The following is a 26,429-nucleotide window of genomic DNA, read 5'->3' as shown; positions in this document are numbered from 1 at the left end:
GATCGGGTCAATTGCCATGAATCGCCTGCCCTAACACCTTGGACACCCCCCCGGCGCGAAATACCGCCTGCCTTATGCTTCCGGGTGATTGCCGGTTGCGCGGGGGCCTGCGCACCCTTGCGGGAGGCCCCGCCATAAGGACCCGCGCTCTTGACCCTTTCCCCGAACCGCATGCCGCCTTCCGGCCCAGCTTCGCCTTCCGGGACTTCTTCTCTGACGCGCGAAGCGGCGACGCTGGCGCGCTTCGTGCTGGTGGGGCTGGGCAATACCGCGATCGGCTATGGGCTGATCCTCGGCTGGCTGCGGCTGGGGCTTGGCGACTATGCCGCGAACCTGGCGGGCTTTGCGATGGGCCTGCCGATCTCCTACGGCCTCCACCGCCACCTGACCTTCCGCGCGCGGCACCGCGCGACCCTGGCGGAGGGCCTGCGCTACGGCGCGGCCTTCCTGATCGCCTATGGCGCCAATCTGGCCGTGATCGCCATGGGCCGCGGCGCCGGGTTCGAGCGCAGCGCCATGGTGCAGGGACTGGCGATCTGCACCTATGCGGCAGTGCTTTTCGTGCTCACCCGCGTCACTGTCTTTCGCGCGCGACCAGCGCAATCACTTCCGGGAAGTTGAGCTTCTGCTCCACGATCGGCTTGCCGCCCGGCTTGGCCTGGAGGAACAGCCGCCCGACATATTCGCCCAGAATCCCCATGAACACCGCGTTGATCGAGATCGACATGAGCAGCAGGATCGTGGTCGTGGCGAAACCGGCGGGCCAGGCCTGCCCCAGCAGCACCCGGCCGACGAGGTAGATGAAGGTCAGCGCCATGGAGAGCACGCCGATGACGATGCCTGCGATCGAGGCGATCCGCAGCGGCATCAGCGAATGGTTGAGCACGCCATCGACGGCCAGCGATATCATCGACTTGAGCGGGAACTTGCTCTCCCCGGCGATACGGTCGCCGCGGTCGTATTCGAGGCCGACCTGCGAAAAGCCCATCGCGCTGATCAGCCCGCGCAGATAGGGCGAGGCGTCCTCAACCTTGTGCAGTTCCACCAGGATGCGCCGGTCGACGAGGCGGAACTCCCCGGCATTGACCGGCAGGTCGTCGTCGCTGATCCAGGTGATGAAGCGGTAGAAGGCGCGGCGCAGGGTGGCGATGAAGAAACCGTCCTTCAGCGACCGGCGGATGCCGTAGACCACCTGGTGGCCGCTGCGCCACAGGCCCAGCATCTCCGGTATCAGTTCGGGCGGATCCTGAAGATCGCAGTCGAGCTGGATCGAGCAGGCGCCGGTCGCCGCCTTGTAGGCGCAGAGCAGCGAGCGCTGGTAGCCGTAGTTGCGCGAGAAGCGGATGACCTTCAGCGCCGGGTCCTTGCGGGCGAGGTCTTCCAGCAGTTCGAACGTGCGGTCGGTCGAATGGTTGTCGGTAACGATGATTTCGTAGCTGTATTCGGGCAGCTTCTCGAAGACGCGCACGATCGCCTCGTAGCAGCGCACGACGTTGAGTTCCTCGTTGAAGGCGGGAACGAGAATGGAAACCAGGGTTTTCGGCTCGGCGTTCACGGATCTATCCTGCTTTCGTGCAGAGGGACTGTTCGTCCGCGATGGTGCGGGCGAGGCCTTCGTCGAGAGTGATGCGATGGCGCCAGCCGAGCCGCGCGGCGGCCAGATCCGGGCTGGAGCGCAGTTCCACTGGATCGCCCTGGATCTCCGCGCGCACCAGCACCCCTTCACCGCAGCCGGTGACGGTTTCTATCCGGCGGGCGACGTCCTCCATGGTGGGGGCCTCGCCGGTGGAGATGTTGACGACGTCGATGTCTTGCGGCGCCAGCCGGGCGATATGCAGCAGCGCATCCACCGCATCGTCGACGTGGAGCAGGTCGCGCCGGTCGTGGGGGCGGCGCACCGTCATCGGCCGGTGCGAGAGGCAGGCGTCGATCATGGCCGGGATCAGGAAGCTCGGCGCCTGTCCCCGCCCGTAGCAGAGCGCGAGGCGCGCGGTGATCACCGGGAAGGGCAGGCGGGGTTTCAGCATGGCAATGGCGTCGGTCGTGGCCAGCATGCCCGCGCCGTAGGGCGTGGCGGGGATCGCGCGTTCATGCTCGCGGTAGGGCAGCGCGGCCTCTCCATATTCCGCGATGGTGCCGGCGCGCACCACCACTTCGGGTGGGCGGGAGAGTTCGGCCAGCGGCTCCAGCAGGTTGAGCGCGGGCTGGAGATAGATCGCGCTCGTACCGCGGGCGGCGGTGAAGTCCGGCTGCGGTGGCAGGCGGGTCTCGGCGGCGAGATGGAACACCCGGCGCGGCGCCAGATCGTGGATGCAGGCGCGGATCGCCAGCCGGTCCGACAAGTCGATGCGGTGGATCGTCAGGCTCTCGGCGAAAGGCGCCAGCCTGCCCAGTTCGGTCGAAGGGCGCACGATCACATGAACGGGCGCACCTTCCCCCAGAAGGCGGGCAACGAGATGGGCGCCGATGAAACCGCCGGCTCCGGTAAGCAGCGTAACCCCTTCCGCCACTGGGCAACCCTTCCGCAAATGTCCGGGCCGGTTTTCGCACCGGCCCCGGACCGTTCAGTTCAGCACACGATCCGTGGCACCGGCAGCGGCACCAGGAACTTGCCCCCGCGGGCCCGGAATTCGGCCTGCTGCTCGAAGATCTCGTCGAAGAAATTCCAGGCGAGCACGAAGAGCACGTCGGGTTTTTCTTCCTCGATGGCCTCTACAGGGCGGATCGGGATGCGGGTGTTCGGCGAATAGAGCCCGTGCTTCAGCGGATTGCGGTCCACCAGGAAATCGAGATAGCTGGTGTCGATGCCGAAATGGGTGATCAGCGTATTGCCCCGCGCGGAAGCGCCGTAGCCCGCGATCTTCAGGCCCTGGGTCTTCATCTCGTCCAGCATGGCGCGCACGTCGCGGCCCATCTCCGCCACGTCGCGGGCGAGGGCGTCGTAGGTTTCCGGCAGCAGCATCCCGCCCGACAGTTCGTCGCGCAGCATCTCGCCGACCGACTGCGAGGGGCCGATCCCGGCCGCCTTGCGGTTCAGGAACACGCGCATCGAGCCGCCGTGAATGTCGGGCAGCGAGAGCGCGTCGGTCACTTCGAGGTCGAAGAAGGCGGCGAGCTTGACGATCGAGAGCAGGCTGAACTCGGAGACGTGCTCGTGGTAGATGTTATCGAACTCGGTGTGGTCGATGTACTCTTTGGCGCGGGGTACTTCGATCACGAACGTCCCGTCATCCGAGAGCAGGATGCAGATCGCCTCCATGAAAGTATGGAGGTCGCCGATGTGGTTGAAAGTGTTCGTGGTGGAGATCACTTTCGCCGGGCCGCGCTGCGAGCGGACCAGTTCGGCGGAGGTCGGCGTGAAGTAGTCGATATGGGTTTCCACGCCCCGCTCGGCGGCCATGGCGGCGATGTTCTCGGCCGGGTCGAAGCCCAGCGTCTTGCAGCCCAGCGCATTGCAGGCGGCCAGCAGCAGCCCGTCGTTGCTGCCGATGTCGACGATCAGCCCGCCTTCCGCGCGCTGCGCCAGCACTGTGGCGAAGTCCGCGAAGTGGCTGTGCATGCGCGCCGCGCCCGAGGGGACGTAGAGGTAGTGGCGGAAGAAGTCCGCCGGGATCTGGTCGGCGATTTCCACCAGCCCGCATTCCAGGCAGACCTGGGTGTTGAGCGGGAAGGCGGGCTGCTCGCGGCCGAGGTCGTCCGGGCGGATCAGCATCTGGCCGGGGGCATGGTCGCCCAGCGGCAGGAACAGGTAAGGCGCGGGGGCCTTGCAGGCGCGGCACTCGGACAGGACGTCGGTGGCGTTCTGCTCAGGGATCGGCATTTCAAGCATTGGCGGCCTCCCGCGAAGGGGTGGTGGACAGGGAGCGGACGAAGCCTTCGAAGGTCTCGTGCATGAAATCGATGTGCGCCTCGGTCAGGCCGTGATGGCAGGCCAGCAGGATGCCGCCCTTCATCACCGCGTCGGCCACCGAGCAGCCTTCGGGCGGCGCCTTGAGCGTCACGTTCTTCATGGCGGGCTGGCGCAGGATATTGCCGGTGAAGACCGGGCGGGTCTGGATGTCGCGCTCTTCCAGCCAGATCTGCATCTGGGTGCGGGTGAAAGGCGCGTCCTCGCGGATGCAGAGCGGGAAGGCCAGCCAGCCGGTGCGCGATTCGGGAAGCTGCTCGGGCAGGACGAACCAGTCTTCGTACTGCTTGAAGAAGGCATATTGCCGCTCGAAATTGTGCTCGCGCGCGGCAATGTTGTTGTCGAGCTTCTTGAGCTGCACCAGCCCGAAGGCGGCGCCCATTTCCGAGGGTTCGACGTTGAAGCCCAGTTCGTCGAACAGGAACTTGGCGTCGTAGTCGATACCGTCGAGCGCGACGTTGAAGCGCTTCTCGATGCTTTCCGAGTCCACGTAGAGCGAGCTGGTCCGCCCCCAGGAACGCAGGAGCAGCGCGCGGCGGGCGAGGTCTTCGTCAGAGACGCAGAGCATGCCGCCGTTGCCCGCCGCGTTGATGACGTGCGAGCCGTAGAAGCTGGTGGTGGAGATGTGCGAACGGGTGCCGGTGCTGGTGCCGCGCAGGGTGGCGCCCAGGGTATCGGCGCTGTCCTCGATCACCATCAGGCCGTGCTTGTCGGCGATCTCGCGGATGCGGTCCCAGTCGGGCAGGTTGCCGATCAGCGAGGGGATCATCATCGCCTTGGTGTTCGGCCCGATCATCGCCTCGATCTTCTCGACGTCGATATTGTAGGTGCCGACCGCCGAGTCCACGAAAGCGGGCACCAGCCGCGAGCGCACGATCGGCGCGACGGTGGTGGCGAAGGTCAGCGCCGGGGTGATCACCTCGCTGCCCTCGGGCAGGTTCAGCAGCTCCACCGCGAGATAGTTCGCCGAGGAACCGGAATTGACCATGATGCCGTGGTCCTTGGCGAACAGCGCCGAGACCTGCTCCTGCATGGCCCGCACTTTCGGCCCCATCTGGGTGGAGGTCCGCAGGACTTCCATGACCGCGGCGATCTCTTCCTCGCCGTGGACAGTCTGACCGTAATTCACGCGCATAGTGCTTCCCCCTGAAGTGTTTCGGTGAAATCGCCGGAATAGTGGGCGATCTGCGCCTCGCTGAAGGCGCGCATGTCTTCGTTTCCGGCCGCGAAGGCGCGGTACCACCGGGCGCTCATCGCCACGGCTTCCTCGGTCGAGAGGCGCGGGCGCCAGCCGAGGCGGGCATGGGCCTTGCTGCTGTCCAGCGTCAGCATCCCCGCCTCGTGCGGATCGTCGGGCCGCCGCCCGAAGGCGATCTGCGCCACGCCTTCGCCCCAGGCCTGCTGGAAGCTGCGGGCGATCGCCTCGACATCGATGAAGCCGTCGGCGCTGGGGCCGAAGTTCCAGGCCTCGGCAAAGCGCGGCGCATCCTCTCCAAGAAGCCGCGCACCCAGCATCAGATAACCCGCCAGCGGTTCCAGCACATGCTGCCAGGGGCGCACGCTGGCCGGATTGCGGATGGTCACCGCCGTGCCCGCCACGGTGGCGCGCACCACGTCGGGCAGCAGCCGGTCGAGCGAGTTGTCGCCCCCGCCGATCACGTTGCCCGCGCGCACGGTGGCGATCTGGCAGCCTGCGGGATCGGAGAAATAGGAACGCCGGAAGGCCGCGGCGACCAGTTCGGTACAGCCCTTGGACGCGCTGTAGGGATCGGCGCCGCCGAGTTCGTCGGTCTCGCGGTAGGGCCATTCCCACTCGCGGTTCTCGTAGCACTTGTCGCTGGTGACGACGACCACGCCGCGCACCGAGGGCATCCGCCGCACGGCATCGAGCACGACCGCCGTGCCGGTGACGTTGGTGGCGAACGTCTCCACCGGATCCTCGTAGGACGGCCGCACCAGCGCCTGGGCCGCGAGGTGGAACACCAGGTCGGGCGCCACGCCCCGGCAGGCGTTCTCGTAGGCGGCGGCATCGCGGATATCGGCGATGCGGTGGTCGACCAGCCCCTCCAGGTCGACCGCGTGGAACATGTCAGGGCCTTGCGGGGGGCGGTGCAAGGCGATCCCGATGACCTCTGCGCCCAGTTGCCTGAGCCAGAGGCATAACCAGCCACCCTTGAAGCCGGTGTGGCCGGTCACCAGAATCCGCTTGCCCCGGTATGCCGAAACAAGCGCCTGATTCAGTGAGCCTTTATCAGGCATGTTGCAGCTTCGTCGGGACATCGGTGCTGAGCACCGGCTGGCCGTTCTCGAAATCCATCCATGGCGGCAGGGTCTGGGTGCCCAGCTTGTCCAGCGTGTCGCGGTCGCGCACGGTGTCCATCGGATGCCAGAAGCCCTTGTGCTTGTAGGCCATGAGCTGACCGTCATGGGCAAGACGCGTCAGCGGCGCCTGCTCCAGCGGCTCCTCGTCGCCGGTCAGGTAGTCCAGCACGCCTGGTTCGAAGACGAAGAAGCCGCCGTTGATCCAGGTTTCGTACTTGATGACCTTCTCGGTGAACTCCACCACCTGGCCGCCGTCGCCGTCGCACGGGTCCAGTTCCAGGTTGCCGAAGCGCGCCGGCGGCTGCACCGCGGTGACGGTGGCGAGCTTGCCGTGCGAGCGGTGGAACGCCAGCAGCGCGTCGAGATCGACATTGCCGACGCCGTCCGAATAGGTGACCATGAACGTCTCGTCGTCCAGCCAGGAGCGCAGGCGCTTCAGGCGGCCGCCGGTCATCGTCGCAAGGCCGGTGTCAACCACCGAGACGCGCCAGTCGATCTTCGAGGTGGGCCGCAGCGCCATCTCGCCATTGCCGATGCCGACGGTGAAGTCGTTCGACATGAGATGAAGGTCCTGGAAGAAGCTCTTGATGGCCATCGCCTTGTAACCGCAGGCGACGATGAAGTCATTGTGGCCCCAGCGATCGTAGATATCCATGACATGGAGCATGATCGGACGGCCGGCCACTTCGACCATCGGCTTGGGTATACGAACCGTTTCTTCGGCAAGGCGGGACCCGAGGCCCCCGGCGAGCAGGACGACTTTCATGACCGCACCTCCGGTGTCGGAATTTTCGGGAGAATTTCTCCGATCGATGCGCCAAGGTTAAGGGCAGATCGGTCCGGCGGAGAAGTGTTCATCGGGGTTAGGCAGCTTTAGCCAGTGGGGGTGCCAAAGGGCTAAGGTCCGGTTCCGCAAGAGTGCCCGCAGGGGGCATTTCTCGCCGTTTTTCGGGCCGATCCGCGGCGATCGGCGCGGGTTATGTTTGCAAACTGTTTCTGCAAACGGGGGCGGCGCTCTTTTGGGGAAGCCGGGTTCCTGAAGCACACGTCGTCCCGGATCAGGTCCGGGACGACGGATTATCCAAGCCGTTTTCCAACGCGCATTCCAGCACCTTACTCCAGCTCGTCGTTCTTCAGCGGCCTTCGGTAGAGCACCGGGCCGGTGCCGTTGCGGCGGCTGGCGAATTCCAGGTAGCCGTGGCTGCGGGCATAGTCGGTCAGGGGCTGTTCCAACGGTTCCTCGCCGCTCACCAGGATGGTTGCGGGCCGGTTGGCGTCGAGCCAGGCGGTCAATCGTGTCGGCGACGTGGTGGTCCAGTAGACCCGGTCGTGCGGGGGCATGTAGTCGGCCACGCGGTAGACGAACTGGCCCGCGGCGAATTCGCCCGGCACGCCCAGTCCGCCTTCCACGGCCAGCAGCGGCGAGAACGTGGCCACGCTGTCTCCCGAGGAGGCACCCGCGCTGCGCACCAGCCCGCGCATCTCGCCGTGAATCTTCACCCCCACCCACGAGCCGGGACGCGTCAGCGAGATCATGCCCGGCCCCAGTCGCGAGGCGGCGCAGAGCACCGCCACGACCGCCAGCGAGAGCAGCACCGCATCGGCGGCCAGCCGGTTCTCGCTGAGGGTGCGGGCGCGCAGCACCAGTACCAGCAGCACCAGGAAGGGGATGGGCGGCACGAAATATTGCGGGAAGGACGGGCTCGGCACGAAGGCGACGACCACGCCCATCAGCGCCAGCGCGGCGGCGAGCACCACCGGCCAGGACCAGACCGCCAGCAGCCCGTCGCGCCAGCCGCGCCGCCGCAGCGGCAGGGCGACCAGCACGACCGCGCCCGCGAGCGCCAGCAGCGTGGCGTTGGCGGTCCAGATGTCCTCCGCCAGCAGGATCTTCTGGGCCAGGCCGACCACTTTCGGTTCGGTCGAATGCATCCAGTAGTTGGGCTGGAGCTGCGTGAAGTAGCGGATGGTATGGGCGAAGAAGGCGTCCGGGTCGGAAGCGATGGCGATCAGCACGGGAATGCCGCCGGTCAGGCCGCCCAGCGCCAGCGGCACGATCCCGCAGACCAGCCGCTGGCGCAGCGGATGGGCCAGCGGCGCGAACAGCGTGGCCGCCGCCAGGAAGGGGGCGAGGAAGATGTAGTTGGCCTTGAACCCTACCGCGATCGAGACCAGCACGCCCGCCACGAAGCAGCACATCCACGAAGGCCGTTCGCGGTCGAGCCCGCAGAGCAGGAAGTGGATGGCCAGCAGCGCGAAAGGCAGGGGCAGGAAGTTGTTGCTGACCATCATGCCGGGCTGCCCGATCAGCAGGACATTGCCCATCAGCAGGACGGCGGCGGCGAAGAAGGCGGGGAAGCCGGTGCGCTGCCGCCGCGCGATCAGCCAGAGCGCGGCGATCGCCAGGGCCCAGGCCGCCGCGATGAGCAGGCGGCCGAGCAGGAGGAAATGGCCGGTCCCGGTCAGCCAGTAGAGCCCGCCGAGCAGATAGGGCAGATAGGGCAGGTGGTTGTAGCCGAAGTCGCGGTAGATATCCCCGGTACCCCAGAGCCGCGAGACGGTGATGAACAGGTTCTCGTCGCGCCCGATCGGGAAGGCGAGCAGGCGCCCGACCAGTCCGAGATAGAGAACGCCCAGCAATCCGCTTGCCGCCAGCACCCCCAGGCTGGGCCGGGCGCTCTTGCCCAGCCCGCCGGGGCCGTCGCTGAGACCGGTGGACACGGCGGCGGAGAGACCGGCCGGTTCGGTGGGGCTGCCGTCCGCCAGGGGCGCGGCGGCCGGAAATTCCCGGCCTTGCGCCAGGTTGGCACCCGCGCGCTGCGACAAGTCGCGTTCCATTATCCCGATCCCCTTTCGCCCGTGTCGTTTGCCCGTGTCGACTGTCGCTACCGGTCCCCTCGGTCGGCAGTCTGGGGTCGCGGCAGTCTGGCGGATGCATGAAGCGAACGGGAGCGCGATTAGGGCGTACCCACTCAGGATGACGGAATTGCAGGAATGGCGGGAAGGCACGGGCGGACCTCTCCCGGCGGTGGGCATGCCCGCCATTTTCGAATCGCTCGCTCCAATAAAGGGTTAGACCGCATGACCGTCTGCGCGCGGGTGCTGCTTTCGCTAGGTTCGGGCCAATCAGGGAACAGGTTTTCAGGCAGGCGAAAGAGGGGGCCTTGGCACTTTCACCCGGCACCATGCGTATCGCGATCCTCGCCTCGGGCCTTGGCGCCGGGGGCGCGGAGCAGGTGATCGCCCAGCTCGCGCATCACTGGTGCAGAGATGGGTGCGAAGTTGAGGTGATCGCCTTCGACAGGCCCGAGGACCCGGTGTTCCACCGCCTGCCGGAAGCGGTGCGCCTGCACCGGCTGGGCGGCGCCAGCGGCTTTGCCGGGATCGCCGGGCGCGTCGCCGCGCTGCGCCGGGTGATCACGGAGCGACGGCCGCAGGTGATCGTCTCGTTCCTCACCAAGAACAACCTCATCGCCGCGCTCGCCACGGTCGGCACGGGCACCCGCCTGATCTGCGCCGAGCGCAACAATCCCGAGCGGCAGGGCACCCATCCCTTGTGGAACCTGCTGCTGCGCCTGCTCTATCGCCGCGCCGATGCCGTGGTCTGCCAGACCGAGGCGGTGCGGCGCTGCTTTCCCGCCGCCGTGGCCGATCGGCTGGTGACGATCCCCAACCCGGTGCCGCCGCCCGACGTCGCGCGCGCCGCGAGCGAGGTGAAGCGCTTCTGCGCGGTGGGGCGGCTCACCCATCAGAAGGGCTTCGACCTGCTGGTCGCGGCTTTCGCCGAAGTGGCCGCGCGCCGGTCCGACTGGCAGCTCGACATCTGGGGCGAGGGGCCGGAGCGCGCCGCGCTGGAGCGGCAGATCGCGGACCTTGGGCTCGAAGGCCGGGTCGAACTGCGCGGGCTCAGCCCCCGACCGCGCGCCTGGGTGGCCGAGACGGGGATCTTCGTGCTCTCCTCCCGCTACGAGGGCTTTCCCAACGTGCTGGGCGAGGCGATGTCGGCGGGCCTGCCGGTGATCGCCGCCGATTGCGACTTCGGACCCGCCGACATGGTGGAGAACGGCCGCAGCGGCGTGCTGGTGGAGAACGAGGCGCCCGCCGCCCTGGGCCGGGCGATGGTGGCACTTGCAGACGATCCCGCCGCCCGCCTCATCATGGGCGCCGCCGCGGCGCAGGCCATGGCGCGCTTCCGGCCGGAGCGCATCTTGCGGCAGTGGGACCAGGTCGTCGCGCGGGTCGCGGCGGAGGTGCGTCGGGATGCTGGCCGCAGGGCAGGTCGCGATGAAGGGGCACCGTTGACAGGGGCCGGCGCGAAACGGTGAATGGGGGAATGAACGTGGTACGCATACTTTTCACCTCGGCGGGGCGCCGGGTCGAACTCACGCGCTGCTTTCGCCGCGCCGCCGAGAAGCTGGGCCTGCGCGCCGAGATCCACGCCTGCGACCTCGAACCGGAACTCAGCGCCGCCTGTCTGGAGGCCGAAGCGGCCTTCCAGGTGCCGCGCTGCACCGCGCCGGACTATGTCGAGCGCCTGCTGGACCACTGCGCGCGCGAGAAGATCGACCTCTTGGTGCCGACCATCGACACCGAGCTGGACGTGCTGTCCCGCGCCCGTGAACTCTTTGCCGAGCTGGGCACCATGGTCCACGTCAGCGCGCCGGGCGTGATCGACGTCGTGCGGGACAAGGAACGCACCATCGCCGTCCTGGCCGAGGCCGGGGTCCCGGTGCCCCGCACCGCCCGGATCGAGGACCTGCGCGCCGACCCGGCGGGCTGGAACTTCCCGCTCTTCGCCAAGCCGGTGGGCGGCAGCGCCAGCCGGGGGATCGGCGTGCTGCGATCGGCGGCGGAGATCCGCGCGGACTATCCCGAGCCGATGCTGGTGCAGGAACTGCTGCGCGGGCCGGAATATACCATCAACATGTACCTCGACGCACGCGGCCGGATGCGCTCGGCGATCCCGCACTTGCGCATCTCGACGCGCGCCGGGGAAGTGGAGAAGGGCCGCACCGTGCGCGACCCGCGCATGATCGCCATCGCCGGCCAGATCGCCGCGGCCCTCGGCCGCGAAGGCGCCGCCGAGGGCGTGCTCTGCTTCCAGCTGATCGACGATCCCGATGCCGGCCCGCGCGTCTTCGAGATCAATGCCCGCTTCGGCGGCGGCTATCCGCTGGCCGATCATGCCGGAGGCCGCTTCGCCGAGAGCCTGCTCGCCCGCGTGGCGGGGCTCTCCGAATGCGCGAGCGACCACTGGCGCGAGGGCGTGACCATGGTGCGCTACGACAGCGCCGTGTTCCGTGGCTGACGCCGCCGCCTATCCCGATCCCGAGGAACGCCGGGTCACCCTGAGCCATCCCGTGGTCGTGCTCGATCTCGACGACACGCTCTATCTCGAACGCGATTTCGCCCGCTCCGGCTTTGCGGCGGTGGGGCGGCATCTGGAGGAGACGCGGGGTGTTTCCGGCTATGCCGAGCACTGCACGCGCCTGCTGGACGAAGGGCATCGCGGCACGGTGTTCGATGCGGCGCTGGCCGCCATGGGGCTGGCGGAGGTGGATGTGGCGCCGCTGGTGGCGCTCTATCGCGGCCATGCCCCCGAGATTGCGCTGGCCCCCGACGCGCTGCGGCTGCTCGGCCGGATCGGCGCGCGCGCCAGCGCCATCATCACCGACGGCCCCGCCCAGACCCAGGGCAACAAGGTCTCGGCGCTGGGCCTCTACGAGCGCATCGGCAAGGTCATCCTCACCGGCCTCCTGCCCGAGGGCTGCGGCAAGCCCCATGCCATGGCCTACGAGATGGTCGAGCAGTGGTCCGGCCTTCCGCCTGCCGCGCATGTCTATATCGCCGACAACGCCGCCAAGGATTTCGTCACCCCGCGCGCGCGCGGCTGGACCACCGTGCAGATCCTGCGCGAAGGCCGCATCCACGCCTGCACCCCCACCAGCGCCGCCCATGCGGCGGATCATGTGGTGGGGACGCTGGATGCCCTCCTGTTGGACTGAGGAGGGGGGCTTGGCTGAGGGGCCTTCGACAGGCTCAGGCTGAGCGGGACGGGGAGGCAGCCGGGGTAACCAGCCTTGCCTGATCTCCTCCCGTTTCACCTCACCTCACCTCATCTCACCTCATCTCAACCCGCTCAGCCTGAGCCTGTCGAAGGCCCCTCGGGCGTGGCGCAAGGGTCCGATGCTTCGACAAGCTCAGCATGAACGGGTGTAGGAGGGGGAGGCGAGCCAGCCCCCTCAATCCGCCAGCACCACCTCGCGCGAGCGGCGTTCGCCGCCGACCATGACCCAGAGCGTCAGCATCACGATCCGCAGGTCCAGCAAGGGCGAGGCATTGTCCACGTACCAGAGGTCCAGCGCGATCTTCTCGTCGAGCGAGAGCAGGGTATTGCCGTTGACCTGCGACCAGCCGGTCAGGCCCGGCCGCACCCGGCCGCGCGCCGCGCCGCGCTGCCCGAGACCGGCGATGGTCTCGGGCAGCAGCGGCCGCGGGCCGACGAACGTCATGTCGCCTGTCGCCACGTTCCACAGGCCCGGCAGTTCGTCGAGCCGGCTGCGGCGCAGGAAGCGGCCGAAGGCGGTGACGCGGGCCTCGTCGGGCAGCGGTTTGCCGTCCGGCCCGGTGGCCTCGCGCATCGAGCGCAGCTTGAGCAGCGTGAAGTCCCGCCCCTCGCGGCCCGCCCGGCGCTGTCGGAACAGCACCGGGCGGCCCATCGAGATCAGCACGCCGATGCCCAGCAGGAGCAGCAGCGGCAGAAGGGTGAGCAGAAGCAGCGAGGCGAGCAATCGAAGGGAAGCGAAGGCCACTCGCGCGCTCCTGCTCACGCTTCCGCGGGGCGCCAGGAATGGCCCCGGAAGAAGCGGCGTACTTTGGCGGCCCATTCGTCGCGGACGGGCACCGGCGAGGAGTAGTAGCTGGCCGAGTCCGCGTAGAACTGCACGGAGTCGCCGTAGCGGCGGCGGGCATGTTCGGCGTAGTCGACCTGGTCGAAGATCACGCCGCCGACGCTGTCGTCCAGCATCTCCAGCGCGGCGCGCATCTGGTCGCCGGTGGTGTGGCCCCAGCGGGCGACCAGCACGGTCTGGTCCGCGAAGTGGCACATGGCGCGGGCATCGCGCACCGCCAGGGCGGCGGGGGCGTTGATGATCACCAGCTCGAAGCGCTCCTTGAGCTGGTCGAGCAGGCCCTTGAGGCGGTTGGACGAGAGCAGCAGCGCGGGTTCGGCCACCGGCTCGCGGGCGCTGAGCAGGACGATCTGGTTGGCGCCGTCCGGCTGTTCGATGACCTGTCCGCCTTCGGTTCCATGCTGCCCCCCATCTTGGGCCGTCAGCAGCGAGCCGTCGTAGGGATGGGCCGAGCGCGGGCCGACCAGGCTGTCGAGATCGGCGCGGCCGCAGACGATGTCCACCAGGTCGGGCATCTGCATCTCGTTCTGGAGCCGCTGGAGCGCGCCGCGCTTGCGCAAGTCGAGGTCGAGGATCACCGTGCGATCGCCCATGGCGATGCCTGCGGCGGCCAGCGTCAGCGAGACCGTGGACTTGCCGTCACCGGGCAGCGGCGAGGTGACCAGCACGACCTGCGAGTTGCCGCGCGAGGCCGCGGGGCGGCGGTCCAGCGCCCGCACTTCGGTATAAGTCGAGCGGGCGACTTCGGCGAAGAGCGACTGCGGTTCCTTGATGACCGGGCTGTCCTTCGGGTCTTCCGAAAGGCTGCGGGTCAGCAGGGGCAGCATGCCCAGGGTCGGCAGCCCGAAGAGGCGGCGGATCTGCGCGGTGGTGCGCAGGCGGTCGTCCAGGAAGTCGCGGGCGAAGGCGATCAGGAAGGCCAGCACGCTGGAGCCGAGGAAGGCGGTGATCGCCATCTTGACCGGCGCCGGGGCAACCGGGTCGTAGTCCGGCACGGCCGGGGAGACGACCGAGGAGGACACGCCTTCCATCTGCATCTGCGCGCGAACCTGTTCGACGCGTCCGGCGATCGCCTTGTAGGCATCGTCCGCCAGCGTCGATTCGCGCACCAGCTTTTCAAGCTGCACGGAATTGGCGGTGTTGCGATAGGCGGTGGAGCTGAGCCCGGCGACGATGCCTTCGAGGCGGCTGGCCTGGGCGCTGTTTCCGGCGGCCTCGCTGCGGGCGAGTTCCGTCATCTGCGAGGCCTTGGCCGAAGCGTCGGCCTGGGCGGCGCCCTGCACGCGGGCCTGTTCCCGGACGATGCCTTCGTTGACGGTGGCAAGCTGGGAAGCAAGCCGCTTCACGTCGGGATGGTTGGGTCCCAGGCTGGTGGACAGCTTGGAGGTTTCCGCGATCAGTTCGCCGCGCGTGCGTTCGAGCTGGTCGAGCACGCCGGAACTGGCCATTGCCGTGCTCTGCATCCGGCTGGCGCGGGCGATACCGGCGCTGCGGGCCGAAGCGGCATCGCGCGCGGCCATGGCGGCGGCGCTCTGCACGGCGATGCGGTTGATCTGGGCCAGGTCCTCGGCCCCGCCCGCGCCGGTCAGCATCTGGTGCTGGGCGCGGAAATCGGCGACGCGCTGGGCGGTCTCCTCGGCCTCGGCCGCGCGGGCCTGCTGTTCCTGCTCCAGCGAGGCGAGCAGTTCGGAACGGCGCTCGTTGGTCTTCATCGTGCGCAGCGAGCGGACCGAGACCGGGATCTGGTTGGCGATCGCCGCCGCCAGGACCGGCGATCCGGCCGTCACGCCGATCTCGACGAGGTCGGAACCGGCCTCGGAATTGATCGAGACCATCGACAGGACCTTGTTGGTCGCCACTTGCTGGAGCACCCGCTTGTCGGCGGGGATATTGCCCAGTTCCTTGAGGAAATCGTTGTCCTTGGTCAGGTGAAGGTCGTTCACCACCTGCTCGGCGGCGGAGCGCGAGCGGTGCAGGCGCACGGCATTGGCGACGCGTTCGGCATTGCGCGAGTTCACGTCAGCCTGGTTGGTGCCGACTTCGTCGATCAGCTCCACCTGCACGGTCGAGGACGAGCGATAGAGGGTGGGCGAAAGCAATTGCTGGACCAGCACGCCCAGCGTGATCACGCCCACGATCAGCGCCATCATCGTGCGGTGGCGGTAGATCACGCGCAGCAGGTCGCGGGGGCCGACCTGCTGGTCGGAAGCGGATGAATCATCCCGCGAGAGCGCCGGTCCGCGGTAATGCGCCGGCGCGCCGCCGATCGGGCTAGGCGCGATTGCAGTCGACATAGGTGCCCCTCCAGAGAGGTGAAGTGCGCCGCCATGCGGCGGCTTTCGATCCCTGCCGCCCCCCCTCGGGACGGGCCTGGTGCGTAACCGTCCATGCGGTACGGTCTTCGAGGATGGACTATGCGGTCAAAGCGGAAACGCGCAAAAAGGGCATCCGGGACGGGTGCGTCCTAATAGAGACTAGTCCTTTTGGGGAACGCGGCGGCGCAGCAGGGAGGCATAGAGTTCGAGGTGCCGGGCGGCGGCGTTCTCGATCGTGTACTCCCGGCTGGTGACCAGCGCACCCGCGGAAAACTGCCGATAAAGCGAATTGTCCTGAGTCAGCCGCAGGATAGCCGCGGCCAGGGTCTGCGGCCGGTCGGGCGGGCAGAGCAGTCCGTTCTGGCCGGGGCGGACCAGCCCCCGGTTGCCTGCCACGTCGGTGGCGATCACCGGCAGGCCCATGGCCATGGCTTCCAGGATCGCGACCGAAAATCCCTCGTAGTGCGAGGTATTGAGGAAGAGGTCGCTGCGGGTGATGAGATCGGGCACGTCGCGCCGCTCGCCCAGGAATTCGACCACGCCCTCCAGCCCCTGTGCGCGGACTTCGGCGCGCAGGCCCTCCAGCCCCTCGCCGCCGCCCGCCACGCGCAGGACCGGCGGCGGAAAGGCGGGGGTGGCGCGGTCCTTGAGGATCCGCGCGGTCTCGATCAGCAGCGGGTAGTTCTTCTGGTCGGAAATCGCGCCCACGCTCAGCACGTTGCAGGGGCGGCGCGCGGCCACGCGCGGCGATCCGGCCTTGTAGCGCGAGGACGGCGCGTTCTGGATCAGCGTGAAGGGCCGTTTCGACAGCCGCCGGTACATGCCTGCCGTGTCGTTGCTGATGGCGACGTAGTGGTTCACCACCCGGTCGATCGCGGCGAAGAGGGCGGGCGGGAAGCTCAGGCGGCTATTGTGGTAGGTGAACACGATCGGGCCGGAAAAGCCGGATAGCGCCAGCATCGCCACCGCGCGCACGGTATGGACGTGGACCACGTCGGGCCGGGCGGCGGCAAGGTGGCGGCGCAGCGCCAGGACGCCCGGCAGCAGGCGGCGGCTCCGGCCGAGCCCCAGCGATTCGAAGCGGCACCCGCTCTCGGCGATCTGCGCGGCGAGTTCGGCCTCCATCTCGGGCGAGTTGCCCAGGGCCGGCGCGTCGCAGAAGGCGACGATGGTGCCGGCCGCGCCCCTTGCCGCAAAGGCGGCATTGAGGTTGGTGACGAGGATCTCGGCGCCGCCCGAGGTCAGGCTGGTGATGATCGAGCTGACCCTCAGCGGCCGCGGCGCCTCTGCGGTTCTGGCGAAATCGTCGGCGGGGGCGTGGGCGGTCATGCCTCGGCCTCGGCGGCGAAAGCGGGCTTGGCGGCGGGTTGGGCTTCGCGTTCGGCGCGGCGCAAGTTGCGCCAGAATGCGGTGTCGAGCAGGATCACCGTGGCCACCCCGAAGGCGATATGCGCGTAGTTGGCCCCCAGCGCCCCGAAGCGCGGGATCAGCAGCAAGGCCACGGAGAAGAAAGCGGCCGCCGCGGCGAAGCTGGAGATCAGCACGTAAGTCGGCCGGTTCATCGCCAGCAGCGCGGCGCGGGCCGGGGTGCCGTGGAGGGTCAGCAGCACGGCGAAAAGCTGGACCAGCAGCAGCTCGTAACTGTCCGAGAAGCCCGGCCCGAACACCAGCTCGATGGCCGGTTTGCCCACCAGCCAGCAGGCGCCCACGGCGGTGAGGGCGATGCCCGCCAGCGAGAGTTGCAGCATCGAGACCAGCTGCCCCATCGCCCCCGGCCCCACCTTGTTCCAGAGCCGCGCGAGGTCGGGGTAGATCACCGTCTGGATCATGTCGCCCGCCGTCTGCGCCACCCGCGCGATGCGGCGGGAGAGGTAGTAGAGCCCCGCCGCGCTCGCCCCGGCGAACGTGCTGACCAGCAGCGTGTCCATCTCGTGCGTCATCGTGCGCAAGGTCGAGGAGAGGTTGGTCGATATGGCGAAGCGCATGAAGCCCGGAAACCGCCCCGGCAGGTCACGCCAGTCGGCCTTGAGCGGGCTCGGGATGCCGGTATCGTTGAGGGCGCGGAAGCCGGAGAGGTTGAACAGCGCCGAATCGAGGATCTGGCTGGCCGTCCAGACCAGCACGAACCACAGCAGCCCGCCGCCCAGCGCGTAGATCAGCACCGAGAACGCGAAGCGCACCACGAAGGAGGCGAGCTGGACATAGGCCAGGGTGCGGAACCGCCCCGCCAGTCGCAGCGCCGCGCTGGACATGCCGCGCGGGTTGCAGGCGATCGCGCAGGCGTAGATCGCGACGAGGTCCACATTGCTGCGGCCGATGCCGATCAGGTCCCCCGCGAACCACGCCACCGCCACGCTGAGCACGGCGGCGACGAGCGCGCTGCCCACGTCCAGCATCAGGCCATAGGCATAGAGCGAGGAGATCCGGGCGCTGTCGCCGGTCTCCTCCTCGGCGGCGACGAAGCGCACCAGCGGCTGCCACGATTCGAAGCGGATCAGCCTTTCGCAGACGCGCCCGATCGAGAGGATCACGGCCAGCACGCCGAACTGTTCCTGCCCCAGCGCGCGGGTGGCGATGGCCAGGCTGGCCATCATGATCATCACGCCGCCGAAATTGCCCGAGAGCAAGTGGCCGATGCTGGCGAGATGCGGCTTCAGCATCCCGGCGCCTTTCCAGCGTGCCGGGATGCGGGACAGGCGCGAGGCAAAGCCTTGCCCGGCGATTCTGGCCTCGCTGGCGCTTTCGATGGGAGTCATCCTGCTTCCGGGGTCCGTTCTGTTTCTGGTTGGGCGCCCTGGCCGTCTGCCGGGAGGTGCCGATTGTTCCATCGGGGGCGCCGCACCGTGGTGAGCGCCGAAGCGGCGGCGCCGGCGGCGGCAAGCGCCAGCATCAGCATCACCGGGCCGTTCCACATCCGCGCGAACATGTGCGGCAGGGACATGGCGTAAATGAAGAACACGCCCAGGATCGCCAGGGCCGAGACTCCGTCCGTCCGGCTTCGCCCGGTAATGAAGATCCCGTGGACGAACATCGCCGCGAACATCAGGCTGAGGCCCAGAAACGAGACGATGCCGCCCTCGTTGAGCACCAGCAGGTAGAGCTGGTGAACCGGCATGCCGTAGACGCTGGCCTTGCGGTAGCCGTCGCTGCCGAGGCCGATCAGTAGGTTGTCGCCGGACATCTCCCAGGCTTCCTGGATCAGCACCGAGCGGCCGACGAACGTGCCCGCCTTGGTGGGATCGCCGGAGACCACGGCATCGCCGACGCGCTGCTCGAACACGGCGGGAACCGGCCCGCCCAGCCCGACATAGGCGCCCACCACGATCAGCACCGGCAGGGCGATGGTGATCACCGTGCGGATGCGCGAGAAGGCCAGAACGAAGCCGATCGACAGGATCGTCGCGGAAAAGGCGGTGAAGCTGGCCGAATAGACCATGCCGGCCACAATCACCAATGCCAGCGGCACGGCCACGACCGGGCGCAGGTACTTGCCGATCACGGCGTGGAGCAGGAAGATCAGCGCGAAGACGCAGACCGCGCCGTTCGAATTGGGCTCTCCCGTGAAAGCGCCGAGGCGGCCGTTCCCGGTGACCACGTACTTGTTGACGTACTGGTTGATCAAGTCGCGGCTGAACAGATTGACGAGGGTGATGCCTACCGCCTGCGAGACGGCGACGCCCCAGATATAGGCGACGGCGGCTTTGCGCAGCATCGCCAGCGAGCAGTTGGCCAGCACCATCGGGATCAGCAGCAGCGCGAAGGCATATTGCCCGGCCACCACCGGCCAGCGCGCGAAATCCCCGTGCATGGTGGAACCCACCAGCATGCCGCCCAGCAGCATGGCGATGCCGCCGACCCAGAGCACCGAGACCCGCCCCATCATGCGCGCGTTCAGCCCGCGCGAGACGAGCATGAGCAAGGTGCAGAGGATCAGGATGATGTCCGACATCGTCAGGTTGAAGGCGGGCATGCGGCCCACCTGCCACCAGCTCAGGAAGAAGGCGGCGGCGGGCAGCAGAAAGCCGATGGCGCGGTCGTAAGGCGAAGCCGGCGCGGAAAATCGCGCACCCCCGGACCGTTCTCCGGCCCGTTCCAGCTCCCGCCCCGACGTCCGTCCCCGGGAGGGCATGCGGAACGGTCCACGCAGGACCTCCGGTCGTTGCGCCCCGTCTTCGGGAATCTGCGTGAGGATAGCGGCCATGGCCGCGATCATGGGCAGGGCGCCCGCCCAAGGCAAAGGCCAGTCCGGGCAATAGGCGGGCGCATAGATGTTAGCGCGAAAGGGGGAGGGAAGGGGCCGGGCTAAGTCCAATTGGTAACTTGTGCGCACTCGGCGGGAGGATCACGCTCGGGCATCTTTATGGCTCTATCCGGGGCATGGATCCGCGTGGCCACCGGGCCTGTGCGGACCTGTTCGTTCGGCGTGTCCGATCAACCGGGAAACCGGTGCGGCCGGCGTTCCTTCGAACCGGGTGATCCTTCGAACCGTTGGAGAAACGGCATGACTGCGACCAACAACGCGAAAAGGCCTTCGAGGAAATTCACCTTTCGCACGCTCCTGGTGCTGGCGGTGCTGGGCCTGGGCGGAGCGGCGGTCATGCTGGGCCTGGCCGGGACCGCCAGCGAGGAAGTGATGGCGGCAGCGCCGGTCGTGAAAGTGCCCTCCGGCAAGAAATCGTTTCCCGCTGCGGTCGGCTACGGCGCCACCAGCGTCGGCGGGCGCGGCGGGCGGATCATCTACGTCACCACGCTGGCCGATTCCGGTGCCGGTTCCTATCGCGCCTGCGTGACCGCCAGCGGCCCGCGCGTCTGCGTGTTCCGGGTCAGCGGGGTGATCCGCTTCACCCAGCGGCCGCCCTGGATCATGACCCCCTACCTGACCATCGCCGGGCAGACCGCGCCCGGCAGCGGCATCACGCTGGCCCATGGCGGCGGCAGGAACGGCCTGACCCCGCTGGTCATCAAGAACACCCACGATGTCGTCGTGCGCGGCATCCGCGTGCGCAACGACCGCGTCGGCGGCAACCGCGAGGCGGAGGACAGCATCACCATAGAAAAAAGCAGCCGCGTGGTGATCGACCATGTCAGCGCCTCCTGGGCGCGGGACGAGCTGATCAACGGCTATGACGACAACGACGAGATCACCATCAGCAACTCGATCTTCGCCTGGGGCATCCCCAAGCATGACAAGTGCGCGCTGCTGGCGAGCGACCCGGTGGACAAGCAGAAGCTGAGCTTCATCGGCAACCTCTGCGCCCACAACGGAGACCGCAACCCGGACATCAACTTCCCCAAGGGCTCCTGCGTGGAAGTGATCAACAACGTGCTCTACAATGCCGCTTCGGAATTCGCGGAGGTCTGGGAAAGTTACGGGGGCAGCCCGGTCTCGATCGTGGGCAATACCTTTATCGCGGGCACCAATACCACGACCCAGAGCCGGGGCGTCGCCCGCGAGACGCAGGGCTCCACCGGCACGGCCTCGATCTATCTCTGGGATAATGCCTTCGATGGCAATTTCCGCCACGTCAGTCCCGAAGTGGTGCCCGCGCAGATCCAGCAGGCCCCGTGCCCGCTGACGGTGCAGCCGATGGGCGCCGCGGCTGCCTATGCCGCCGTGCTGGCCCGCGCCGGGGCCTTCCCGCGCGATGGCATAGACAAGGCGGCGGTGGCCGACGTCAAGGCGCGCAGCGGCCGCATCGGCTCGCCCGCTCCGGCGATCCCGGCACAGACCGGCGGCACGGCCTATACCGACAATGACAAGGACGGCATGGACGATGCCTGGGAACGCGCCAACGGCCTCGATCCCACCCGCAACGATGCCTGGGGCGATGCCAATGGCAACGGCATCGAGAACTTCGAGGAATTTCTCACCTCCCGCGAAAAGGGGTTCGGGCTTTGAAGGGTATTGCCGCGCCGCTGGCGCCCGATTTCGAGCCTGTGTTCCAGGGTTTCCGTGAGCCTGGCCGTGAGCCTGGCCTTAGGGATGACACCGGATCTGCCGCCGCTTCGCCGCGGGCCTTGCGCATCTGCTTTCCTTTCGCCGGGGACGAACTGGGCGGCAGCCACGTTTCCGCGCGGGGGCTGATGGAAGGCCTCGATCCGGGGCGCTACCGCCTCATGGTCGTGCCCGAAGTGCCGGACGGCACGATCGCCGGGTTCTTTTCCGCCTTTGCGCAGATGCCCGATCCGGCCCGCCCGGCCCGGTCCTTCGTGCCGGGCGCGCGGTTCGGCCTCGCCAAGGTGCTGCGCACGCTCGCCGGGGTGCCGCGCCGCGCCCGCTTCCTGCGCGAGAACGGGATCGACCTGGTCCACAGCAACGACGGACGCAGCCATGCCAGCTGGGCGCTGGCGGCGCGGCTGGCAGGCGCGCGGCTGGTCTGGCACCATCGCGGCGATCCCGACGCGCGGGGCCTGCGCTATGTCGCGCCGCTGCTGGCGAGCCGCATCTTCACGGTTTCGCGCTTCTCGCTGCCGCAGGGGGCCGCCAAGGGGCGGGGGCGTGCCGCAAGGGCGGCGCAAGTGGTCTACAGCCCGTTCGATACCAGCGTCACCGCCGACTGGGCGGCGATGCGGGGCCGTCTGATCGAGGAACTGGGCTGCGCGCCCGATGCGGTGCTCTGCGGCTGGTTCGGCAATTTCGTGCAGCGCAAGCGCCCGCTCGAATTCGTGGAAGCGGTGGAGCGGCTCGGCGCGCTGCTGGATCGGCCGGTGGTCGGCCTGATGTTCGGCGATCCGCGCAATACCGAAGTGGGAGAGGCCCTGCCGCAGCGGATCGCCCGGGTTTCGGGCAATGCGCGGGTCCACATGATGGGCTATCGCACGCCCGGTCACGAATGGCTGGCGGGCTGCGACCTCCTGCTGGTTCCCGCCGCGCGCGAACCGCTGGGGCGCACCCTGGTGGAGGCCATGCTGGTGGGGACGCCGGTGGTCGCGACCGACTCGGGCGGCAACCCGGAAGCGCTGGAAGGCGGCTGCGGCGTGCTCTGCGCGCTGGACGATCCGGCCGCCATGGCCCGCGCCGCCGCCGACCTGCTGGCCGACCCCGAACGGCTCGACGCCATGCGCGCCCGCGCCCGCATCGAGGCCCGCCGCCGCTTCTCGCGCGAGAACCATATCCGGCAGGTGACTTCGGTCTACGACGAACTGGGCAGCAGGCCCCGGTGAAGGGGTAGGAAACGGCGCCCCGATTACCACGAGGATTAGCCGTCCTCGCCCGAGTATTCGCCGGATAACCCTTAATAACCAAGGCATTCCGCCGGTCTTTGAGTCAACCTGTCGCAGACGGTCCCGCCCGGGATCCGCGCAGGGCGCGGGGGCATCCGGCGGGCTTATCTTTTGTTGAGGGAGGGCAATCCTATGTCGCTAGGTCTCGCGAGGTTCCGGCCGCTGATGGCGGTTCCGCTGGCGCTGACGCTCGTTTCCACATCGATGCTTGGCGCCTGTTCGTCGCCCACCGCATCGATGCCCACGCTCGCACCCGCTCCGGCAGGCAACTACCGGGTGGGTGCGGGCGACAAGCTCCACATCGTGGTGCAGGACCTGCAGAGCGCCAACGGCGACTACATCGTCGAGGACAGCGGCGCGATCTCGCTGCCCTATATCAAGCAGGTCACCGTCGCGGGCCTCACCTATCGCGAGATCGAGCAGGGCATCGCCGCCTCGCTGCTGCGGCAGGGGATCATGACCGGCGATCCGGTGGTCAACGTCGGCCCGGTGGAACTGCGGCCGTTCTACGTCGTGGGCGAAGTCAACAAGCCCGGCCAGTTCGAGTACCGCCAGGGCATGACGGTGCTCGCGGCGATCTCGGCCGCCGGGGGCTATACCTACCGCGCCCAGACCGGCAAGGTCGCCGTGACCCGCGTGATCGACGGCAAGGACGTCACCGCCAGCGCCGACGAATTCGCCACGATCCTGCCGGGCGACCGGATCCGCGTTTACGAGCGGTGGTTCTGAGGCCGTGCGGGGGGCAATCGCACTGGCCGTGCCGGTCCCGTTCCTGCTCGCAATACCGCAGCAGGCCTGGGCCCAGGCGCGCGACATCGGCTCTACCGCCTCGGCGGTCTATCCCAATGACAGGGAGTACAAGGCGCTGCCGATGCACCTCGGCTCGCTCAACGTCACGCTCGGCGGCGAGGCGCGGGTGGAGTACGACACCAACGTCTACGCCCAGCCCAGCAATGCGCAGGACGACTTCCACCTCGAACTGACGCCGGAAGTCCAGGTCACCACCTCGCCGGGCCCGCTCAGCGCGCAGGCCCACGCCTCGGCCACGGTGCGCCGCTTCGCCGATCTCAAGACCGAGAACACCGAGGCCTGGGTGATCGACGGCACCTTGCGCTGGTCGCCCGAGACGACCACCTCGGCGACCGGCCGCGTCTTCTGGCAGCGCACGGTCGAGGAACGCGGCAGCCCGGAATCGCGGCAGGACCCCAACTCCGGCCCGCGCGAGATCGACAGCCTCGGCACCGACCTGCGCTTCCGCCACATGACGCGGCGCCTGTTGTTCGACCTCCAGGGCAATGTCACCAAGTACGACGCCGTCTCCCGCGAAGACGACAATCGCGACTTCACCAGCATGAACGGCGTGGCGACCGTGGGCTGGCGCGTCACCGGGATCACTTTCGTCACCGCCAGCGCCTTCATCGCCCGCCGCGATTTCCGGCTGGAGTACACACCCGCGGGCGACAAGCGCAACACCACCACCTGGGGCGGCCGCCTCGGCGTGGAGTTCGAGCCGGGCGGGGTGCTGCAGGGCAATCTCTCGGCCGGTGTGTTCCGCTTCAACCCGGACGACGCCAACATACCCGGCCGCACCGGGCTTTCGGTCTCCGGCAGCCTCACCTACCGCCCGAAGCAGCGCACCGCGATCATGCTGGACGCCTTCAACGGCGACGTCGCGACTTTCCGCAGCGGCGCCCAGTCGCGTACCGACACGACGGTCAAGCTCTCGGTGCAGCAGGAGATCCGCCACAACCTCTACGCCACCGTCGGCGCCGGCTATCGCCGCAGCCGCTACAACGGTTCGGGGGTCAAGGAGCAGACGCCCACGGTCCAGGCGGAAGTCGAATATATCCTGTCGCGCAACATGTCGGTGGCGGGCTACGCCAGCTACGGCAAGCGCACCAGCGACGACGCCTCGCAGGAATTCGACCGCTTCAAGACCGGCCTCTCGTTCCGCCTGAGGTTTTGAGGTTTTGAGGTTTTGAGGTTTTGAGTTTTGAAAATTCGCTGAAGGCGAATTTTTGCGGCACCAGCCCACGCCCCCACCCGACCTCCCATCAGGATACACTAGTGGGAGGTCGGGTGGGGGCGTGGGCTGGTGCCGCAAGCCTTCGACGGATGTCGAAGGCGCACTCAACAAAGACTCCCCGGTGCCGCTAGCTCGTCACATGCGTGACGAGCACACCAAACGAAGGCGCACCCCGCAAAAACTCACTCTTCTTCCTGCGCCGCGATCCGCGCTTCCACTTGCGCCCGCAGCCCCGCCACCTTGTCGCGGATCGAGGCGCGTACCTCTTCCAGCGCGGGATATTCCGCCTCGATCTCGGCGCGGATGCGTTCGTAGAGGGGATCGCCCGGCCGAGGATCGCGCGCCGGGCCGCTGCCGTAGCGTTCGGGCAGGCGCTGGCGCAGCAGGAACAGCATGAGCGCGGTATCGTGGCGCGTGAACGTGGCGACCACTTCGCCGCGGCTGACCACCGGGCGCTCCTCGCCCCGGATCGCCCGTTCGAGCGCGCAGTCCTCCAGGCGCATCATGCCCCGGTCGATCGCCTTGTTCCACGCCGCCGCGAAGCCTTCGGCGCCGGGCAGGGCGCGCAGCTTGTAGAGCGCCTCCAGCGAGACCCCGATCGTCCGCGCCGCCTGGGTGACGATGCCCGAGGCCGCCAGCGCCGCGATGAAGGCCCGCTGCCGGTCCGGCGTGATCGAGTTGGCGCGCGGCGCCTTGTGGAGATAGGGCGCAAACCCCAGGAGCGGATCGCCGGGATCGAGATCATCCTCGAAAAACGCCGCCCGCGAAGTCCGCCGCGAAGCCCGCCCCGACGCGCACCGAGCCGCTTCCTCCCCGAACCGGGGAGGGGGACCGCCGACGCAGTCGGGGGTGGAGGGGCCAGCGCCACCATCCCCGCCGCCCTCAGAGCCCCCCGAACCCGCGCCCGGACTCAAATCCCGTGCACCCAAAACGTCCCCCAACCCCCGCTCACCCCGAGCCTGTCGAAGGGGCTGCCCAACGCCCTGGCCAACGCCCTGACCCTCCCCCGAACGCCGCTCATCCTGAGCCTGTCGAAGGATCCTGCCTCGCCGAAGCCGACGTCCAGAACCATGCCGATGTGAAGATTTTCTACCGGAAGACATGAGGCAACCTCGCTCGCGCTGTTGAACCTGTGTTCCCAATGGCAGGCCGGTTTAACGCAAGCAGGGGCTTGTAGGAAAATGGTTTGTGAGAACTGCTAGCTAGCGCTGGATCGTGATCGCCCTGAGCGCGGTCGCGCTTCGCTATCTTGAGAATTAGTATTTCAAAGTTTCGATGAGGCAAAGTGCCGTTTCAATATCGATATGGTTAGGTATAACATCTAGGTGAAAATACGCCCTATGAAAACAGGATAAATTTTGTCCACTAGGAAAAAATAATAATAGCATGGCGATGTGTAAAAATACCTACGGATAAAGACTCATTGATGAAGTGTTCAAAATAAATAATTATACGTGGGATTTCGGGAGGATTCGGATGTTGGGTATATTCTCATCGCGAATGAAAATAGCCATCAAAATCAGCAACTCTCTGCTTCTTGGTGCGGCGATCGGGATCCCTCATGCCTTGGCTGCTGATAATGTTGACTGCGCTACAGCTACGGATTGTGAAGGCCAAATACGTGCTCTGACAATTAAATTGCACGAGAAGCGTCTTGCAGAACTTAACAGGTTGCGGAAAAAGGCGTCGCAGTGGTCGTCATCGGCCCGATTTCAAAGGTCCTG

Annotated in this window: 22 protein-coding genes; 9 read left to right on the top strand and 13 right to left on the bottom strand. The window is 67.7% G+C overall.

Annotated elements, in window-relative coordinates:
• The first annotated feature begins 150 nt into the window (after nucleotides 1-150).
• Nucleotides 151-621 (top strand): GtrA family protein, encoded by a 471-nt coding sequence (locus NTCA1_RS07975; protein ID WP_159829892.1) that lies wholly within the window; start codon nucleotides 151-153, stop codon nucleotides 619-621.
• Here the strand turns inward: NTCA1_RS07975 and NTCA1_RS07970 are convergent.
• The 7 genes from NTCA1_RS07970 to NTCA1_RS07940 form a co-directional block, all read right to left on the bottom strand.
• Nucleotides 575-1,555, bottom strand: coding sequence for a glycosyltransferase family 2 protein (locus tag NTCA1_RS07970; RefSeq protein WP_086490079.1), 981 nt, complete (start codon nucleotides 1,553-1,555; stop codon nucleotides 575-577). The genes NTCA1_RS07975 and NTCA1_RS07970 overlap by 47 nt on opposite strands.
• A 4-nt stretch (nucleotides 1,556-1,559) precedes the next feature.
• Nucleotides 1,560-2,510 (bottom strand): NAD(P)-dependent oxidoreductase, encoded by a 951-nt coding sequence (locus NTCA1_RS07965; protein WP_159829890.1) that lies wholly within the window; start codon nucleotides 2,508-2,510, stop codon nucleotides 1,560-1,562.
• Nucleotides 2,511-2,569: 59 nt separating this feature from the next.
• Nucleotides 2,570-3,829, bottom strand: coding sequence for a class I SAM-dependent methyltransferase (locus tag NTCA1_RS07960; RefSeq protein ID WP_236549176.1), 1,260 nt, complete (start codon nucleotides 3,827-3,829; stop codon nucleotides 2,570-2,572).
• Entirely contained in the window at nucleotides 3,822-5,042 is a 1,221-nt protein-coding gene (locus tag NTCA1_RS07955; RefSeq protein WP_159829888.1) for a DegT/DnrJ/EryC1/StrS aminotransferase family protein, read from the bottom strand. The genes NTCA1_RS07960 and NTCA1_RS07955 overlap by 8 nt, the downstream gene beginning before the upstream one ends.
• Nucleotides 5,033-6,166 carry a CDP-glucose 4,6-dehydratase gene (gene rfbG / locus NTCA1_RS07950; protein ID WP_201282439.1) on the bottom strand — a complete coding sequence of 378 codons (1,134 nt, stop codon included), beginning with the start codon at nucleotides 6,164-6,166 and terminating at the stop codon, nucleotides 5,033-5,035. The genes NTCA1_RS07955 and rfbG overlap by 10 nt, the downstream gene beginning before the upstream one ends.
• Nucleotides 6,159-6,995 (bottom strand): glucose-1-phosphate cytidylyltransferase, encoded by an 837-nt coding sequence (rfbF, locus tag NTCA1_RS07945; protein WP_159829886.1) that lies wholly within the window; start codon nucleotides 6,993-6,995, stop codon nucleotides 6,159-6,161. Before rfbF ends, rfbG begins: the two co-directional genes overlap by 8 nt.
• Nucleotides 6,996-7,342: 347 nt before the next feature.
• Nucleotides 7,343-9,067, bottom strand: a complete 1,725-nt coding sequence (locus NTCA1_RS07940) for a hypothetical protein (RefSeq protein ID WP_159829884.1) — start codon at nucleotides 9,065-9,067, stop codon at nucleotides 7,343-7,345.
• Between the two features lie 326 nt (nucleotides 9,068-9,393).
• Between NTCA1_RS07940 and NTCA1_RS07935 the strand changes: the two genes are divergently transcribed.
• The 3 genes from NTCA1_RS07935 to NTCA1_RS07925 are packed head-to-tail and all read left to right on the top strand — an operon-like array spanning nucleotide 9,394 to nucleotide 12,234.
• Complete coding sequence (locus NTCA1_RS07935) at nucleotides 9,394-10,554, top strand: glycosyltransferase family 4 protein (protein ID WP_159829882.1); 1,161 nt, start codon at nucleotides 9,394-9,396, stop codon at nucleotides 10,552-10,554.
• A 14-nt stretch (nucleotides 10,555-10,568) separates the two neighbouring features.
• On the top strand, nucleotides 10,569-11,537 hold the full coding sequence (locus NTCA1_RS07930) for an ATP-grasp domain-containing protein (RefSeq protein WP_236549174.1): 969 nt from the start codon (nucleotides 10,569-10,571) through the stop codon (nucleotides 11,535-11,537).
• Complete coding sequence (locus NTCA1_RS07925) at nucleotides 11,530-12,234, top strand: HAD family hydrolase (RefSeq protein WP_159829878.1); 705 nt, start codon at nucleotides 11,530-11,532, stop codon at nucleotides 12,232-12,234. Before NTCA1_RS07930 ends, NTCA1_RS07925 begins: the two co-directional genes overlap by 8 nt.
• 237 nt (nucleotides 12,235-12,471) lie before the next feature.
• On the opposite strand, the gene NTCA1_RS07920 is transcribed toward NTCA1_RS07925, so the two are convergent.
• The 5 genes from NTCA1_RS07920 to NTCA1_RS07900 form a co-directional block, all read right to left on the bottom strand.
• The gene (locus NTCA1_RS07920) at nucleotides 12,472-13,041 is read right to left on the bottom strand and encodes a sugar transferase (RefSeq protein WP_236549173.1); all 570 of its coding nucleotides are present in this window, start codon (nucleotides 13,039-13,041) and stop codon (nucleotides 12,472-12,474) included.
• A gap of 14 nt (nucleotides 13,042-13,055) precedes the next feature.
• Nucleotides 13,056-15,434, bottom strand: coding sequence for a polysaccharide biosynthesis tyrosine autokinase (locus NTCA1_RS07915; RefSeq protein ID WP_159829874.1), 2,379 nt, complete (start codon nucleotides 15,432-15,434; stop codon nucleotides 13,056-13,058).
• A gap of 180 nt (nucleotides 15,435-15,614) precedes the next feature.
• Nucleotides 15,615-16,784 carry a glycosyltransferase family 4 protein gene (locus tag NTCA1_RS07910; RefSeq protein ID WP_086490068.1) on the bottom strand — a complete coding sequence of 390 codons (1,170 nt, stop codon included), beginning with the start codon at nucleotides 16,782-16,784 and terminating at the stop codon, nucleotides 15,615-15,617.
• Entirely contained in the window at nucleotides 16,781-18,211 is a 1,431-nt protein-coding gene (locus NTCA1_RS07905; RefSeq protein WP_159829872.1) for a lipopolysaccharide biosynthesis protein, read from the bottom strand. The genes NTCA1_RS07910 and NTCA1_RS07905 overlap by 4 nt, the downstream gene beginning before the upstream one ends.
• Complete coding sequence (locus NTCA1_RS07900) at nucleotides 18,208-19,656, bottom strand: O-antigen ligase (protein ID WP_159829870.1); 1,449 nt, start codon at nucleotides 19,654-19,656, stop codon at nucleotides 18,208-18,210. Before NTCA1_RS07900 ends, NTCA1_RS07905 begins: the two co-directional genes overlap by 4 nt.
• A gap of 300 nt (nucleotides 19,657-19,956) precedes the next feature.
• Here NTCA1_RS07900 and NTCA1_RS07895 point away from each other — a divergent pair, with 300 nt between their 5' ends.
• The 4 genes from NTCA1_RS07895 to NTCA1_RS07880 all read left to right on the top strand — a co-directional run bounded on the left by NTCA1_RS07895 (nucleotide 19,957) and on the right by NTCA1_RS07880 (nucleotide 24,645).
• Nucleotides 19,957-21,354 (top strand): polysaccharide lyase family 1 protein, encoded by a 1,398-nt coding sequence (locus NTCA1_RS07895; protein ID WP_159829868.1) that lies wholly within the window; start codon nucleotides 19,957-19,959, stop codon nucleotides 21,352-21,354.
• Nucleotides 21,351-22,619, top strand: a complete 1,269-nt coding sequence (locus NTCA1_RS07890; protein WP_236549172.1) for a glycosyltransferase family 4 protein — start codon at nucleotides 21,351-21,353, stop codon at nucleotides 22,617-22,619. Before NTCA1_RS07895 ends, NTCA1_RS07890 begins: the two co-directional genes overlap by 4 nt.
• Before the next feature lie 192 nt (nucleotides 22,620-22,811).
• Nucleotides 22,812-23,408 carry a polysaccharide biosynthesis/export family protein gene (locus tag NTCA1_RS07885; RefSeq protein ID WP_086490064.1) on the top strand — a complete coding sequence of 199 codons (597 nt, stop codon included), beginning with the start codon at nucleotides 22,812-22,814 and terminating at the stop codon, nucleotides 23,406-23,408.
• A gap of 4 nt (nucleotides 23,409-23,412) precedes the next feature.
• A complete protein-coding gene (locus tag NTCA1_RS07880; protein ID WP_159829866.1) occupies nucleotides 23,413-24,645 on the top strand; it encodes a translocation/assembly module TamB domain-containing protein in 1,233 nt (410 codons plus the stop codon).
• A 242-nt stretch (nucleotides 24,646-24,887) separates the two neighbouring features.
• Here the strand turns inward: NTCA1_RS07880 and NTCA1_RS07875 are convergent, their stop codons facing one another.
• Nucleotides 24,888-25,634, bottom strand: coding sequence for a hypothetical protein (locus tag NTCA1_RS07875; RefSeq protein ID WP_236549171.1), 747 nt, complete (start codon nucleotides 25,632-25,634; stop codon nucleotides 24,888-24,890).
• 547 nt (nucleotides 25,635-26,181) lie between these two features.
• Here NTCA1_RS07875 and NTCA1_RS28660 point away from each other — a divergent pair.
• Nucleotides 26,182-26,429, top strand: a 248-nt coding sequence (locus tag NTCA1_RS28660; protein ID WP_236549170.1) for a hypothetical protein, incomplete at its 3' end; no start/stop codon positions are given.

The organism is Novosphingobium sp. TCA1, assembly GCF_009811895.1.
GTDB classification, from domain to species: Bacteria; Pseudomonadota; Alphaproteobacteria; order Sphingomonadales; family Sphingomonadaceae; genus Novosphingobium; species Novosphingobium panipatense_A.
Note: the sequence above shows the minus strand (reverse complement) of the source record. Positions and strands in the feature narration are given on the sequence as shown.

Bases quoted from the DNA above. Each gene is read 5' to 3' on its own strand.
- NTCA1_RS07885 (WP_086490064.1), top strand. From the start codon at position 22,812: ATGTCGCTAGGTCTCGCGAGGTTCCGGCCGCTGATGGCGGTTCCGCTG.
- NTCA1_RS07955 (WP_159829888.1), bottom strand. From the start codon at position 5,042: ATGCGCGTGAATTACGGTCAGACTGTCCACGGCGAGGAAGAGATCGCC.
- NTCA1_RS07915 (WP_159829874.1), bottom strand. From the start codon at position 15,434: ATGTCGACTGCAATCGCGCCTAGCCCGATCGGCGGCGCGCCGGCGCAT.
- rfbG (WP_201282439.1), bottom strand. From the start codon at position 6,166: ATGCCTGATAAAGGCTCACTGAATCAGGCGCTTGTTTCGGCATACCGG.
- NTCA1_RS07895 (WP_159829868.1), top strand. From the start codon at position 19,957: ATGACTGCGACCAACAACGCGAAAAGGCCTTCGAGGAAATTCACCTTT.
- NTCA1_RS07910 (WP_086490068.1), bottom strand. From the start codon at position 16,784: ATGACCGCCCACGCCCCCGCCGACGATTTCGCCAGAACCGCAGAGGCG.
- NTCA1_RS07940 (WP_159829884.1), bottom strand. From the start codon at position 9,067: ATGGAACGCGACTTGTCGCAGCGCGCGGGTGCCAACCTGGCGCAAGGC.
- NTCA1_RS07960 (WP_236549176.1), bottom strand. From the start codon at position 3,829: ATGCTTGAAATGCCGATCCCTGAGCAGAACGCCACCGACGTCCTGTCC.
- NTCA1_RS07905 (WP_159829872.1), bottom strand. From the start codon at position 18,211: ATGACTCCCATCGAAAGCGCCAGCGAGGCCAGAATCGCCGGGCAAGGC.
- NTCA1_RS07900 (WP_159829870.1), bottom strand. From the start codon at position 19,656: ATGGCCGCTATCCTCACGCAGATTCCCGAAGACGGGGCGCAACGACCG.
- rfbF (WP_159829886.1), bottom strand. From the start codon at position 6,995: ATGAAAGTCGTCCTGCTCGCCGGGGGCCTCGGGTCCCGCCTTGCCGAA.